This is a genomic window from Uliginosibacterium sp. 31-12, from assembly GCF_030548425.1.
GTDB lineage: Bacteria > Pseudomonadota > Gammaproteobacteria > Burkholderiales > Rhodocyclaceae > Uliginosibacterium > Uliginosibacterium aquaticum.
Genome location: NZ_JAUOOA010000009.1, coordinates 132,794 through 147,675 on the forward strand (window position 1 = coordinate 132,794; position 14,882 = coordinate 147,675).

The 14,882-nt window shown below is 53.3% G+C and carries 14 protein-coding genes; 7 read left to right on the plus strand and 7 right to left on the minus strand.

The window, feature by feature from the left end; translation table 11 throughout:
- Positions 1–49: 49 nt before the first annotated feature.
- Complete coding sequence (locus Q3Y64_RS16420) at positions 50–1,288, plus strand: tyrosine-type recombinase/integrase (RefSeq protein WP_303563461.1); 1,239 nt, start codon at positions 50–52, stop codon at positions 1,286–1,288.
- Between the two features lie 58 nt (positions 1,289–1,346).
- On the opposite strand, the gene Q3Y64_RS16425 is transcribed toward Q3Y64_RS16420, so the two are convergent.
- Positions 1,347–1,526 (minus strand): helix-turn-helix domain-containing protein, encoded by a 180-nt coding sequence (locus Q3Y64_RS16425; protein WP_303563463.1) that lies wholly within the window; start codon positions 1,524–1,526, stop codon positions 1,347–1,349.
- A gap of 13 nt (positions 1,527–1,539) precedes the next feature.
- Here Q3Y64_RS16425 and Q3Y64_RS16430 point away from each other — a divergent pair, with 13 nt between their 5' ends.
- From Q3Y64_RS16430 to dndE, 6 genes are all read left to right on the plus strand, one after another.
- Positions 1,540–1,821 (plus strand): hypothetical protein, encoded by a 282-nt coding sequence (locus Q3Y64_RS16430; RefSeq protein WP_303563465.1) that lies wholly within the window; start codon positions 1,540–1,542, stop codon positions 1,819–1,821.
- 252 nt (positions 1,822–2,073) lie between these two features.
- Entirely contained in the window at positions 2,074–2,577 is a 504-nt protein-coding gene (locus tag Q3Y64_RS16435; RefSeq protein WP_303563467.1) for a hypothetical protein, read from the plus strand.
- A 219-nt stretch (positions 2,578–2,796) separates the two neighbouring features.
- Positions 2,797–3,936: a DNA sulfur modification protein DndB gene (dndB, locus tag Q3Y64_RS16440; RefSeq protein WP_303563469.1), complete on the plus strand. Its 1,140-nt coding sequence runs from the start codon at positions 2,797–2,799 to the stop codon at positions 3,934–3,936.
- Positions 3,933–5,390, plus strand: a complete 1,458-nt coding sequence (dndC, locus tag Q3Y64_RS16445; protein WP_303563470.1) for a DNA phosphorothioation system sulfurtransferase DndC — start codon at positions 3,933–3,935, stop codon at positions 5,388–5,390. Before dndB ends, dndC begins: the two co-directional genes overlap by 4 nt.
- Positions 5,391–5,393: 3 nt before the next feature.
- Complete coding sequence (gene dndD, locus Q3Y64_RS16450) at positions 5,394–7,373, plus strand: DNA sulfur modification protein DndD (RefSeq protein WP_303563471.1); 1,980 nt, start codon at positions 5,394–5,396, stop codon at positions 7,371–7,373.
- Positions 7,373–7,747: a DNA sulfur modification protein DndE gene (gene dndE / locus Q3Y64_RS16455; RefSeq protein ID WP_303563473.1), complete on the plus strand. Its 375-nt coding sequence runs from the start codon at positions 7,373–7,375 to the stop codon at positions 7,745–7,747. The genes dndD and dndE overlap by 1 nt, the downstream gene beginning before the upstream one ends.
- 65 nt (positions 7,748–7,812) lie before the next feature.
- Here dndE and Q3Y64_RS16460 read toward each other — a convergent pair whose 3' ends face one another.
- The 6 genes from Q3Y64_RS16460 to Q3Y64_RS16485 all read right to left on the minus strand — a co-directional run bounded on the left by Q3Y64_RS16460 (position 7,813) and on the right by Q3Y64_RS16485 (position 14,882).
- The gene (locus Q3Y64_RS16460; RefSeq protein WP_303563475.1) at positions 7,813–8,850 is read right to left on the minus strand and encodes a DGQHR domain-containing protein; all 1,038 of its coding nucleotides are present in this window, start codon (positions 8,848–8,850) and stop codon (positions 7,813–7,815) included.
- 8 nt (positions 8,851–8,858) lie between these two features.
- Positions 8,859–9,497 carry a hypothetical protein gene (locus tag Q3Y64_RS16465; RefSeq protein ID WP_303563477.1) on the minus strand — a complete coding sequence of 213 codons (639 nt, stop codon included), beginning with the start codon at positions 9,495–9,497 and terminating at the stop codon, positions 8,859–8,861.
- 56 nt (positions 9,498–9,553) lie between these two features.
- Positions 9,554–10,825, minus strand: coding sequence for a hypothetical protein (locus Q3Y64_RS16470; RefSeq protein ID WP_303563479.1), 1,272 nt, complete (start codon positions 10,823–10,825; stop codon positions 9,554–9,556).
- Positions 10,818–13,265 (minus strand): DEAD/DEAH box helicase, encoded by a 2,448-nt coding sequence (locus Q3Y64_RS16475; protein ID WP_303563481.1) that lies wholly within the window; start codon positions 13,263–13,265, stop codon positions 10,818–10,820. Before Q3Y64_RS16475 ends, Q3Y64_RS16470 begins: the two co-directional genes overlap by 8 nt.
- A 113-nt stretch (positions 13,266–13,378) precedes the next feature.
- On the minus strand, positions 13,379–14,296 hold the full coding sequence (locus tag Q3Y64_RS16480) for a site-specific integrase (RefSeq protein WP_303563482.1): 918 nt from the start codon (positions 14,294–14,296) through the stop codon (positions 13,379–13,381).
- Positions 14,297–14,480: 184 nt separating this feature from the next.
- On the minus strand, positions 14,481–14,882 hold the full coding sequence (locus Q3Y64_RS16485; protein ID WP_303563484.1) for a hypothetical protein: 402 nt from the start codon (positions 14,880–14,882) through the stop codon (positions 14,481–14,483).

Here is a 14,882-nt window from a genome sequence, read left to right on the forward strand (position 1 = left end):
TTGCCGTATAAAATGCCGTACAAACGTTGTCGATTACGAGGTTTGTACGGTGCAATTGCTGACAGATACCAAAGTTCGCCAGGCCAAAGCCCAGGACAAGCCGTATCGGCTTCTCGATGGAGATGGCCTTCATTTGGAGGTCCGGCCTAGCGGGGCAAAGGTGTGGCTGTATCGCTATTGGATTACGTCGAAAAAGGGCGGGATCTATACGATAGGCGCATACGATGATGTGTCCTTGGCTGAAGCCCGCAGGCTTCGCGATGAAGCGTGCGTTCTGGTGCGTAAGGGCCTCAACCCAACCAAAGAGCGCAAGCTTGCTGCTCTTGTGGAAACAGAAGAGCGCGATCTGACGCTGGCTGTTGTTGCCGCCAAGTGGCAAGCAGAGAACGCCGCGAGTTGGAGTCCTTCGTACAAGCGCCAAGTGGAGCGCTTTTTGAAGCAAGACCTGCTCGACACCTACGGCGAGCTGCCAATCAAGCTGGTGACTAGTCGCCACATACTGCAAGCCATCAAAAAGGTTGAGGGTCGTGGGGCGAAGTCCATTGCGAAGCTTATCCGGCAATGGGCGGGGGGCATCATGCGTTACGCCATCGCTAACTTGATGCGCGACGATGATCCAACTTACGCGCTACGCGGGGCGATCAAGATGCCCGCTACCAAGCATCACGCGCACCTAGTGGAGAACGAACTCCCTGAGTTTTTGCGAGCATTGAAAGCCTACAAGGGCTTTGGCTTGGTGCCGTTGGCCGTGGAGTTGTTGTTGCTGACGTTTGTTCGCACTGGAGAGTTGCGGCGTGCCGAGTGGAGTGAGTTCGATTTACGCGAAAAAATCTGGCGGATTCCTGGCGGGAAAATGAAGGCGCGCCGCCAGCACATTGTTCCTTTGTCGTCGCAAGCAGTGGAAATACTCAAGCAACTACAAAAGATGAACTGGCGTAATTCTGCTTACTTGTTTCCGAATGTACGTCGGCCTTCAGACTGCATCACCTCAACAACGGTTCTTCGCGCTATTGAACTGATGGGCTTCAAAGGACGCGTGACAGGGCATGGGTTTCGAGGCTCTGCATCGACAATTCTGCACGAAAAAGGGTGGCCGACCGATGTCATAGAAAGACAGCTCGCCCATACCGAAAAAAACAAGTCTAAAGCGAGCTACGATCACGCGGAGTATTTGCCCAAGCGCCGTGAAATGATGCAATGGTGGGCTGATTTTTTGGACGAGAAAGCGAAAGAATCCCCTCGTCCGGCCGGGGCTGATTTGAGCGACCTTGCGTCGAAAACTGAATAGGCTGCCGAAGTTGAATGCTGATGGTGTCTTGGCGCAACAGCCTGTAACGTAGCAACGACTACGGCTGCGCACTCGGTGCGGTGGCGGACTCATCCACCAGCACGCTCATAGGCACGCCCAGTGCCTTGGCGAGTTTCTTGATGTTGCGGATCGTTGCGTTCCGCTCGCCTCGTTCAATCCCACCCACGTAGTTTACGTGCAGTTCGGCCTTCTCGGCCACGCGCAAGGTGCAGGCCAACGGCCATGCCCTGATGCTTGATGGCACGCCCAAGCGCGTCAGCAACAAGTTTTTCTCGAAGTCGTGGAGCCTGACGCAGTATCAGGTGAGGATCATTGATTCGTCCGACTTCCCGAAGAGCGATGACGATACCCGCCTCAAGATCGGGCCGAAACAGACCGGCGTCGGTTCTGGCACTTTCAATCTCTACGCGGATGATGATGGCGTCGTGAAAGCCGTCAGCTTTGACTTTGCGAAGTCTGATCTGAAATACCAGGACAAGGACTACATCATCGTCATGGCTCGGCCAATCTGATCGGCCAAGGCTGCGGGCTGCACCCGGCTCGCGCAAAAAGTGGCAAGGCGTGCAAAGTTGAACGGTGCGTGATCTTCGCCGCTGCCCGTGGCTTACTGACGGTAGCCGGTCGATACCGGCTACCGCACAGCAATTCCGCTTGGTGGTCCGCTCGGACTCATTCGGCCAAGCATCACTCCCAGCCTCACATCTGACGTTCTGCCAGTCGGCGGTGTTGTCGTGCGCCCATTCACTTTGAAAAGGAGCGCCAACATGGCCACCAACGTACCTACCACTTCACCCGCACAGCCTCCGTACAAGCGTGTTCAGCAGAAGTCAGACTTTGACTGCATGTGGGCCTGTATCGCCACCCTGACCGGTAAGACCATCGAGGAGGTCAAGAAGGTTGCGATTGACTACGGCCACATCCCCGATCACGGGCCGTACTGGTTCCACGATGATGCGCTGATCTCCAAGGTGCTGGTGCCGCTCGGGTTTTCGGGGTCGATCTGGCGAAGCAGCGAGTCCTATACAGACATCGAGCACAACATCGCCATCTGCTTGACCGACTACTTGGATGAGACCGAGCTGGGGCGTGCTGTGCTGTTTGTCCGAACCCCGAGTTCGCCGGGCGCCAAGACCGGTGACTGCTGCGTGATCGACCCTGCGTTCTGGATTGACGCCAAGGATCACGTTCGCCGTGACCTGAAGGACTTCAAAATGCCTTGGTACATCGGCGTGACGAGGCTGGCGACGGTCAAGACTCAGGGCAAGTAGTCTGCACAACGCCATGGACCCACCCTGCAGGGCATAGCCTTCGCCCGCGGGGTGTTCCGAATATCGTCACCGAATTAGGCGTCGTAGTTCGCCGGCCTACCATCCAGTCTGGAACGTTAATTCAAGAGTGACGTTCCGATTTTGGAACAGGTGTCTGGCTATAGATCCGAGGACAAACAATTGACATACGTTTGTTTGTTCCTGTACAAACATGATAAAATGACTACCATTATGGCTAATGCTTTTACCTATGTCTTCCCGGCAATACGTGGAGTGCAGGCGGGGCGTGAATACTATGTCTCAATGTGCCCTTTACAATTGTTGCGCCGGTTCTTTATTTTCGACGATGAAGAGCTTGTGCCGGAGCTTCGGGCCCAGCGAACCCTGAATAAAGCGCGCGTGCCTGAGATTGCTCGCTATATTGTCGAAAATCCCGATAGCTACACCTTCTCCGCGATCACGGTGTCGGTCGACGGCGAAGTCAAATTTGACCCCATTGATGCAGGTAGTTCTACCGCTTTTCGGATGGGGTCGCTTACCGTCTCAATGCATGCCAAGTTTATCGTTAATGATGGACAACACAGGCGTGCGGCGATTTTGCAGGCGCTTGATGCTGCTCCAGAGCTTGGCGAAGAAACCATCGCGGTGGTGTTTTTTGTCGATCGCGGACTTGAGCGCTGCCAGCAAATGTTTGCAGATCTCAATCGTCACGCAGTAAAACCATCGGCTTCGCTTGGCATCTTGTACGACCATCGGAGCGCCGCAGCTAATCTTGCTCGACATCTGAGTTTGACCTCGCATGTTTTCAAAGGATTGATTGAGGCGGAGCGCTCTTCGCTATCACCTAGGTCGAGAAGTTTATTTACCTTGAGCGCGGTCCATTTCGCAACTACCGAACTCCTCTCCGAGAAAGAGCTGGAAGATTTTCACTCTGCTAGTCAGAAGTGCTTGGAGTTTTGGGAGTTAGTTGGCGAGCAGATCCCCGAATGGGCTTATGTGCGCGAATCAAAAATGACGTCTGGCGATGTGCGCCGAGATTTCATTCATTCTCATGCCATTGTGCTTCAAGCGCTTGGGCGAGCTGGGCGTGCGCTGTATCAACTGCCTGCGGCAGAACGAGCCAAACGTATTAGGCAGCTTCGAGCGGTGGACTGGTCTCGTCAGAATGCCAAGACCTGGGAAGGTCGCGCTATGGTCGGCGGCGCCATGGCGAAATCCGGACAAAATATTACCCTCACGTGCAACGAGATCAAGCGAGTGCTGGGCTTGAAACTTACGCCTGAGGAATCGAGTGCAGAGGCGGCTTGGGCCGCTTCACGTATGCCTCAAAAATTGTCAGCGGGAAGGAGAACAAAATGAGCGTTGACGCTGAACAGATCATTGAGGAGATTCAGGGTATCTACTGTTCCGATCCGATGCCTTGGATTGTTGGATACAGTGGGGGCAAGGACTCTACGGCTTGTCTGCAGTTGATCTGGACTGCGATCGCCCGTTTGCCTGCCGAGCAACGGACCAAGCCGATTCATGTCATCAGCACTGATACGCTGGTGGAGAACCCTGTTATCGCTGCTTGGGTCGCGACCTCGCTTCTTCGAATCGGTAGCGCAGCCAAGCAACAAGGGCTCGAAATTTATCCCCACCGCCTGACGCCTGCGTTGGAGAACCGTTTCTGGGTCAATCTGATTGGTAAAGGCTACCCAGCACCTCGCCCCAAATTCCGCTGGTGTACGGACCGGCTAAAGATCAGTGCTTCAACCAAATTTATTCAAGAACTCTCCGAGTCGAATGGAGAGGCGATCCTGGTGCTTGGACAGCGGCGAGGCGAGAGTCAGGCGCGCGACAAGGTTATGGATCAGTACCAAGGCAGTACTCGTGATCGTCTGAGTAAGAACAAGGACCCTCGCTTGTCACGCGTCTGGGTCTATCCCCCTATCGAAAGCTGGACGAGTGACACTGTCTGGGAATTTCTGATTACCAATCCCAATCCGTGGGGCATTGATAATCAGGAGCTGTTCGGAATTTATCGGGGCGCGACGCCAGACGCCGAGTGCCCGATTGTTGTGGACACCTCGACGCCGAGTTGCGGCGACAGCCGTTTCGGTTGCTACGTGTGCACCATGGTCTCGCAGGATAAGTCCATGCAAGCCATGATTCAGAATGACGAACAAAAACAATGGATGCAGCCCATCTTAGATTTTCGCGACAAGCATCTAGCTGTAGAAGATCGCTCAAATCGTGATTTCCGACGCATGAACGGTCGTCTAACTGTGTTCCGAGATGAGCTTGTTCATGGCCCTTATACCCAAGCGCATCGCGCGAGGCTGCTAAAGGAGCTTCTCACAGCCCAGCGACTGGTCCGAAATGCAGATCAGAAACAAGGGACACAACTGATCGAACTGATCTCAATCGACGAGCTGGATGAGATTCGGCGTATTTGGGTCGAGGTCAAGGGAGAGATTGAAGACCTTGTGCCCAAGATCTACACGGAGGTCTTCGAGACTGCATACCCAGGCCGAGAGCTCGAACAGGCACCATTGGATCGTGCCGATTTGGCAATGCTGGAACAGGTGGCATCTGAAGTGGATTCAGAGCCCGAAGCTGCGCATGAACTTTACAAGCTGACGCGCAGTCTTTTGGCGGTGCAGTTCCAATCGATTGAGTCCCATAAGCGATCCAAGCATTTGGATCTGTTGGAGGGCGTACTTAAACACTATGCCTTCCGTAATGAAAACGAAGCCCTTGAATTTGCATTGTCCAGCCCTCCCGATGATTCTGACGGAGAAGCTCCAGACGCAACGGCATTGATAGCGTAACTCATGGCAAAGATAACAATTACAAACGTCTCCATCGAAAACTTGGGGCCATTTCGCGAACGACAAACCATTGACCTTGACGTTGATACAGGCAAGCCCGTTATTCTCGTGAAAGCACTTAATGGCAGCGGCAAGACAACGCTGCTAACTGCTTTGCAGATTGGACTTTACGGCCAGAAAGCGTTGCCGGGGCTAAAGCGTTCTGAATACGAGCAACTGTTGCTGGGCTTGCAGCGCCGTGATGCGCAAGGTCATAGCGTTGTGGAAATCGGCGTTGTAGTCGAAGTTAGTGGTGCGCACCGGCAGTTAAAACTAAGGCGGGAATGGGCTGTAAAGGCTGATGGGTTGCAAGAGAACATTTCTGTGTTCGAGGATGATCGCCGCGATGCTGACTTTTCTCAGACTTGGGATGAGTTTATCGGCACCATCTTGCCAGCTGAACTCGTGCAGCTTTTCTTGTTTGACGGTGAAAAGATAGAAGCGCTAGCCAATCCTGAACGACTGCCTGATTTACTCAAGCAAGCCACTGAGGTTTTTCTTGGAATCGGTGGAATCGAAGCGCTTGGCAACGATCTAAAGGCGTTTGAGCGACGTACGGCCTTAAAGAATAAGAACACGTCAGAGGAGTTTGAGATAGCGCGCTCTAATGTGGCCACTTGGCATAGCCAAGCTAATGAGCTGGAGTCGCGTATTCAGCGCCTAACACAGGAGCTAGCTTCAGCTCGGAATACCGTAGACCAGGCTCAAAATGCACTGGATCGGTATACGCATGAAGCGCAGCGCAAGGGCCTTGTGGCGTATGAGCAAGCTGCGGAAATTCGGGGCTCCGTTGAGACGGCCCGCAAGGCCGTCAGCGCAGCGCGTTCCAATCTGGCTGACGCCATGTCAGATCCGATCTTGCCACTCGCATGGCTGTCATCTCTATGGCCTAGCTACGTTGATGCTTGGGAGCGGGATCAACACGCACGGCACTCAAAACTACTTGGGCAGGAGTTTAAGAAACGGGATGAGCGAGTTCTCTCCTCTCTGCCGCCAAATCTGTCCAAATCTGCTATCGATGCACTCAGAATTGCATTGGCGCAAGATCTTAAGGTCTACTCGGCGAATCGCGACAAGGGCGTACCACGTTTGCACGACGCGCCTCCCAAAGACGTTGAACGTCAGCTGACGTCAAGTCGAAGCCAAGTTCAGCGTGAGTTGGACGCTCTGAAGGCTGCGCAGATTCAGCTTGACAGGGCGGAGCAACGTATTGGTGAGATTCCAGCTGAGGAGCAAATTAGCGACATCCTGTCGGCACTCAGTGAGCGAAGCAAAGCGACGGCGGCGGCGGAAGCTCAACTTGCCGTATTGACCCAGCAACTGGAAGAGGCTCAGAGCAACCTCGCTCACGTTCGTACGCGGCTAAATGCTGCTCAGGCACGCTTGGGAACAGAATTTCGCGATCGATCCATGGAGGCAAAAAGCCTGGATGCATCGGCAAGAACCCGCAAAGTACTCACTGTCTTCAAAGACCGACTGTTGGCATCGAAGGCCCAGTGGCTCTCAGACGTGATTACCAGTGAGTTCCGGAATCTGATGCGAAAAAAGAACTTGATCGCTAGCGTTGTCGTCGACCCCACGAGTTATCAAGTGTCAATCAAAGACAGCAAACAACAAGAATTGCCCATGGATCGGTTATCGGCCGGAGAACGGCAGCTATTGGCGATCTCCGTCCTCAGTGCTTTGATCAAGGAACGCAAAGGACGCTTCCCGGTGGTGGTGGATACACCGCTGGCCCGTCTGGATCAGCAACACCGCTCGGCGATGATCAAGCGATTCTTTGCAACCGTTTCGCACCAGGTCGTTGTGCTGTCTACGGACCAAGAGGTTGATGGCTCCGCTTACGATGCCCTCAAGCCTTTCACCAACGCAGAGTACTCGCTGGATTTCGACGATAGTGAGGGACGAACAACAGTCAATATTTTGGCCACGGAGGTGCACTAATGGAGCGCGTTAAGCTTACCTCGGCGGCACGCAACCAGCTTTCCACGATTAAACGTCGAACCGGGATTGAGCACAACAATGCCATTTGTCGACACGCGTTATGCATTTCGTTGGCAAACCCATCCGTTCCACCGAACGAGAATTTTTCATTTTCTGGTGGTCTAGAGATTGACTGGCGCACACTGACTGGTGGCCAGGAAGATCTCTACACGAATTTGCTCATCATCCGCTTGCTCAACGAAGGAAATAAAATTTCCGAAGAGTCAATCAGACAGGCTTTTATTCTGCACGTTCATCGCGGCTTGTCTTACCTGGTTAGCCGCCGAGACGACGACCTTCTAGTTGAAATGAGCAGTACTTTGTCGAAAAATTAGAAAAGCTCTTTCCAGGATTTTATGGGGACGGTTAGCGTATAGAGACTTTGTAAACAATAGAAAAACTACAGGTCTTGGCCTAAGGCGGCAGACAGGCGCTCAACCGCAGTATCTTCGGCTCGTTTATTTGTGCCCTCTTCTGTTGTGCAGGCTAGGATGTGTGGCTTAATCTTATAAAGAGTACTGAAGAAAAAATCTTGCGACAGACTTCCCTCTTGTAGCCCTTTTCTAGCAATCAATCCCAATACGCGTAAGAAAACTTTTACGCCAATGCTCCTGAGTGCATATGATTCCCAGTTGTGCTCAGAAACTTCCCTCAAAGCTAGGAAATAATTTCTAAGTATTTTTGAGAAAACGAGCGAGTTTTCGTCGATATATAGCTGCCTAAGAGGCAAAGCCTCTTCAGGCAGAAGCCTCTCGCTGTTGCGCACCTGTTTTTCGTCGAGTTTTTCGTTCTTTGAAATCAGTGGGATAATTGCATCCACGAGAGCGGCCTGAGACAGGACCTCGCTGTCGTTGAGTTTTCGCCCTAACATCTTTACTCTTTTCGACAGAGGCCCATCCTTGTCGTAGTTTAAAGTTTTGCATACTTCATGGCAAAACTTGGCCGGCGTGTTGCTGTCGGTGTAATCAAATAGGTCGTAGATGTAAGATTTTGGAACTTTGACTTGGGTGCTGTTTATAGTCGAAAAGACTGTAGCCTTGTCTTCGATACTCAAATCAATGAATATGCAGACGGGGATTTCATATTGATTGAAATTGTCAACATATCGAAGCCCCTCATACCTATGTTGTCCGTCAATAATTTCACCCCAAGGGCTGTCGTCGGACGTTGGAATCATCAAGTAGTATTCGTTATTTGCCATTCGAAGCTCTGCGAATGGAACAGAAATAACCAATGGTGTTGGGAGTATGGCGTCTGCAGTAGATAGATAATCAGATATCTCGCGGATTCTCTTTACTGCGAGATCTCTCTGAACTCCATCGGCGTGCACAGAGCGGCGTCGAATGTTTAGCTTTCCAACAATGTCTTTTGTTTTTATTTTTGAATAGTAGAACGACCCGCCGGGTTGCTCTATTGGGAATACAGAGATTTCAAACATATCTGTTCCTATAAGCTGATTTTCTTGTCGCCAATGGTTGCTGAATTCGTCGATAGCATGCCGCTCGCCGCACTAAGCGCAGCCTCTGTCTTATCTTTTGCATCTTCTGAAGCGGTTTTTTCTACGACAGAGAAGGTGATGTACATCGCGTATGACAAAAATGCGCCCGCAAAATAAAGCGCTGCATTATAAAAAACAAACCACATCGACCAGAATTTAGGCGATTCTGCGCTGTTTATGTAGATATAATTTATCATGGCCAAAAACGCCACCAGCATTGAGCCAATCAAAAGCGTCACTCTAAGAAAAAATAATTCTTTGATGGGCTCTTCCCCGTATTCTTCAAAGTAATAAACCAAGCAAGAAAGAATTAATGATATTTCGAAAGTAAGAAAATTTCCTGACTTTCCTTGCTTGGCTAAAGCATCCACAAAGCCTTCGCCATTTATACTTCCCCATATAAGCGAGGTTATGATGCCGATTTGTCCTAGCAAAAAGACGAAGAACCAAAATGAAAACACTCTTTTGGGGGTCTTTGCTTTGTCGAAGCGCTCTTTGCGTAGTGTTAGTTGCTGGCCTATCCTCTCGAAGAACAAGCCCGCGGATTGTTTTAAAAAATACACAAGCCCTCCAAAAATATCCGGCACATCTATTTCTGTAGTAGGTTTTGGACCAAGCCAATCTTGGCTGGCTGTTATATTACTTAATCTGCAACAGCTTTCATCATTTTCTGATACCGCGCGACTTGATGAGCGATGCGGTCAAGAATAGGAGTGAGATGCTCCTGCTGCGAGAGAAGAGTGTCCACCTTTAGGTCTTGAAGGGCCTTCAGCAAAGAAGTAAGGGCATCAATCGGCGTTCTCTGCGTCTTGTGTTGGAGGAATTCAGCCTCAATAACACCAATTGGCCTTGCTTCGTCAGGTGAGTTAACGTCGAGTTGCTTGGCGAAGTTCGTCCCGCACTTGCCATCATAGGTTGCCATCTGGTTCCAGAGGCGCACGCTTTCGGCCTTGTAGAAGACGTTCTCGTTGTCCTCTTCCTTGCCGGAGCGGGGCTTCGAAAACGCCCACTGGAAAAGAACCTCTTCAGATTCTTTCGGGAGCCTCAGGGAGTCTTTGTTCACATTGAACTGCTCCTTCGGGTAGGCGTTCTGAAGAATCAGCTCGAAGAAATAGTGGTCCTCATCGGACAGTGCTTCGCCCTCAGGCAGCCGATCTTCATAGTCGCGCTTGAAGTGGGTGAACGCAGAGGCTGCTTGGATATTTCGCCGGGCCTTGGTGCCACTCAGCGATACCATGGAAGCCACCTCGTTTACCAGATCGTCCTCAAGGCGCAGAGCCACTTTGCTTCCGTGCCGGGCGCGGAACAAGCGTTCATATAGAGATAGGATGTAAAGGTTCGTAGCGTAAGGCTTCCACTCACGAGCATGGCTGATGTGCCGGACTCCGAGCAAGCGAGGCAGGATTGCCTGGAGCTCCTCGACCGATTTTGCAGCCACAGGAAAGACGCGAAGCTGATCGGTTTGACTGACAATCTTCTCCAGTCGATCTACCAGGTCTTGCTGTACACGCAATTCCTCTTCAAAGCGGCTTGGGGTTTTCTTCAACTTATCCAACTTCTTTCGCTCGCGTTCCAGTCGGCTGCCACGCAGGGTGCGTAGTGCAACAGTCCGCGTGTTCCCCTCTACTACAATGTAGTGCCCAGGGCGATGCGAATGCTCCCATACGATGATCGAGTCAATGGGAACCCAGCCATGAGCGAGAATCGAGTCCTCTAGGTTGGCAACGTCGTAGACAGCACGAACGCGCTCCTCTAGCGTGTGCTGAAGGTCATCGGCGAACAGGGCTTTGTCATCCAGATAGCCGGGGGGGCTTTCGGGGGCAATGCGAGGATTGTTGGGGTCGAGATGAATCTTGTCGAAAGGTACCAGCTTTGCATCTTGCAGGTCGTTGATGGGGGTGTGATGGTTATTCATTGTTGGGCTCCTTGACGGTGTCGATACTAGGGGTTTCGGTAAGGACCAAAACGCGCGCTGCACGTGCAGTTGGGTCCGCCAAAAACTCACTTCGATGCAGTAGGCGTGCGGGCAAGTGCGAGCTGCTTGAGCTAACTAGATGGGAAGCCAGTGCTCCGAACTGCTCTGCGGGTGCGGCTTGGGCGAGTTTCTGTCTGAGTTCATTTAGCGATTCAGTTAGGTCGGCGGTTGCGCTTGCGGTAAGCAAAAAAGCTTCTGATCCTGTCAGGGGCAATGGCACTTTGACAGCGGTTGCGTATTGCAGAGGAGTTTCAAGATAGGCGGCCTCGATTTGAGAAGCGTTGTGGCAGTCTCGAAGAAATTCGCTGAGGGCGTGAGGAACGGCGGGCCGGAAGGAAAAGGAAACATATCTGAGCCATGTTGTTGCTCCATGGGGCTTGAAGGGCCGGCTTCCCATGGTGTCGATTGGGGAGGGGCCATGTACTTCTCGCTTGGCAAAGTACGATGCGGTCAGCAATCCGGTCAGCTCTAGCCAGCGACTGCCGACACGAAGGTCTTTTGCTAGGCCGTAAGCGGCGCCGTCTCGTAGAAGGAAGTCGGAGGGGTCTGACAGATCTGCGCCCAGCGAACAGAAAGAATTGAATACGCCGCGCAGCATCGCCGATGTATCTGCAGTTTCCAGAGAGACGCCCCAATTCGACTCCGTCTCGAACTGATCAGCGGAGCCGAAGTAAGGGAGTCCATAAAGAAAGAGCCGGCAGGTCTCGCCCGGTATCAACGTCTCGATGCGAGCGAGCGAGCGCTGTGCTTGCTTTTCCTCGACGCGATGCTGCTCCAGTAAAAGTCTGGCTTTCTCATAAAGATCGCCGCGACTCACATATTCAATATCAATGAGTTGCGGCCGCAAGAAGTCGTCGATCTCCTGATAAAGCCATCTCTGATCGAAATGGTAGGCTATAGAGTCGTTTCGAGCTTGGACTACATACGCTGCACGCTTATCGGGAGCGTATCGTACGCATCTGCCCGCCGCTTGCATTAAGCGGATGACGCTGGAGGACGGATAGGTGAGCACGACGGCATTGATGCTCGGGTCGTCAAAACCTTCCAACAGCAGCTGGGCGGAAATCAGTACTGCGCGGGGTTTGTTGCCGAAGCAGGCAAGGAAGTCCTCGTTATTGATGCCGAGTGAGTTAGCTGCACCATGGACAAAGCCTATATCTTCGGCCTCAAGTGGATGATCGTCTGGCAGCCGATCAAGCAGCGCCATGTAAAACTCTTCAACTCGATCGATACGAGGGGCAAGTATCAGTACTTTGGTGAAGTCTGCAGTGGTTTGATCGACGATGTAGTCCGCTAGATCGTCTATGGCCTCAGGTGACCAGTCGAAGTCCTCAACCGGGAAATCTAGGAATTCCGGAGTAAGAACAGCTCGGCGTTCAGCAAGCTCGCGGTACGTAATTGTGAAAGCGATTTCATCAATGCCGATGGGCAAGCGGTCGCTTCGATTAGGTGTTGCGGTAAGCAGCAGTACGGGCGCAGCCCAAGGGTTAGCGAAAACGGGCTGGTACGAAGGCGCTGCCGCGTGGTGCGCCTCATCAATGATGATCAGCGCTGGCCGAGTTGCTGCGCCTTCGAGCAGCGGCGTCAGGTCGCCAACCATGATGAATTTGATCCGATTGGCAAGCTCGGCCAGCTTTTCACCATCCTCGCGGCCAGTTTGCGCAGCGATGAGCTTTTGTAGCTCTCGGTAAGCTTGTTCGCGGAGGTTGCGTCGATGAGTAACCCAGTACGCTGGCGCCTTGGGCTCAAGACATTTATCCAGCATGGTCAGGACGATGCGCAAGGCTGTACGAGTCTTGCCTGCGCCGGTAGGCAGTACAAGACCAACCCGACCAGCAGGTCGTCGAGTAAATGCTTCTATGCACCTTGCGACAGCAGTATCTTGATAGCTCCAGTCAGGGGGCTCATGCCGAACAGCGATCGTACTCTTGGAGTTCAGCACTCCGGACGCCCCGGCTCCTGTAGCGACTCCAGGTGTTTCGTCGAGTAGCCGAGCTGCGAGCGCCATAGGAATGGAGAGGCGTTCCGCTATTTCTTCCAGGGAGTCCGTTGAGAATGCACGCAGTTTCAAGGCCTCAGCCCGGAATGCGTTCAATGCAATCGACGCTCGATCAGCTACCGTCCGATCAGCCTCAAGCGCAGCGCATGCGGCCTGCTCCGTAAGTTCTACGGTTGCCTCGTTGAGCGACCTGGTTACGTCATTCGATAGCAAGGAGTGCAGTCGATTGGGGTGCAGCCGGCCTTCAATCCCAGAATCCCGAAGGGTGTCGTTCAGTAGCTTGGTTAGCGCCGCGACATTGCCGGCAGCCAAAAGCAACGGCAGAACCTGAGTGTCCACCAGGTGCTTAACCCTTTCGCTCTGAGTGCTAAGTCGCGCCATCTTGGAAGGCTCCAGTATCGTTTAACTGGATTCTCCTAAAATGGAATCAGAAAGTCAAGTTCCGAAATAACGGAACGAGCCAACTGCCGGTGCGTGACAATGAACTCGAAGCCTCACAGCAACGAAGGAAGCTTGCGCCGATCTCTGATCCGAACGTACTTCTGCAAGGTCGCCTCGCTCCTGTGGCCAGTTACCTGCATCAGCTGGTGGCTCGGCACTCCAGCCAAAATTCCTGCTGACACAAAGCCGCTGCGCAATGAGTGCCCTGAGTAGGCGCCTGGGTCACGTCCGGCCTGCTCGGCCAGCCGTTTGACGATGCGAGCCACGGAGTGTGGCGTCAGAGCTGCGCCACCGATTTGGTCGTGACGATTGATCGGTCGGAACATGTGGCCTGTGGTGATGCCCGACACCTCGAGCCAGTGCTGGAGCGCCTTGCTCGGGCACCACGCGCCGTGTGAGGCGGGCAGGAACTTCATGTAGCCTTGCCCTTCCTGATCCACTTTCGAGTGCCGAAGCAGGATCTCAATGCCGCTGCCGTCTAGCCAGGTCACATCCTCCACTCGCAGATTAGCGACTTCACTTCTTCTGAATGCCCCTACCCATCCAACTAGCAGCAAAGCTACATCACGCGCCGCTTGCATTGGTCGCCCTTTGTTTGCCACCAGTAGTAGCTCCAGCAGATCGGTTTTCATCAGCGCGGCAACCTGGCGCGGTGCCGTACCAACTGATCGCCGGATGCCCTTCATGAGCTGCTTGATCCGTGGTGCATGCACAGGGCTGGCGTGGCCGTGTTCCGTGTGTGCGACGTGGATTGCAACCAGCCGCCGCGCCAGGGTGCGTGGTTTGATGCGTGTGGCCTCCTTGGTGATGAACTCGGCCAGCTCGGCAACGGTGGCGGGAATGCTGTACCCGGCCGTCACAAAGTATTGAACATCCTTAGCGTACTCGCTGCGCGTCGAGGCTGCACGCGCAGCAGCCATTAAATCGGCCTCTGTGAGCGTTTCGGCGCTCAGCCGTGTGTTGCGTGCCATATCGGTTTCGCTTTCGTTGATGAGCGTTTTGTGGCTCCGCTGGCGTTCGCAAACTGCGATTTTTCGTACGTCAGCGGCTTGCCGTGAAACGCGGTGATGATTGATGGATTGCGGCGAATGCCTGCGGAATCGGCAGGCTGCCTACGTTGGTTTGGCTGAAATGAAAAGAGCCCGGTGTGGGCTCTCATGGGATGGCTGGAGGGGTGACGCGCGGTTCTGGCGGATCGAAATCGAATGTGTGTCGTCTGCACGCCGCTGAGTAGAGGTGCGCCGTTGCCGACACGTCCGCCAGCTCTGCTATGAGCCAGCCAATCGCCTCGACCGTTGCAGCTGACAACTCCTTGGTTTCGTACTCCGGCGAAGAGTTGGCTAGCAGTACGCCGATGGCCTGCAATCCGCGATGAATGACGCACATGGCGGTCTCGGCGTTGTCGGCAATCGAGACGAGAAGCGCTGCGTCTGCAGCCTCGTAATCGACTGCGGCTCCTGGTGCGGCACTCAGTAGGGGAAGCTGGCGAAGCAGGTCGTACAGCGGTCGTTCAGAACGCGCAGGAGCCCCGCGTAGAAAAGCGTTTAGGGTTTCCAT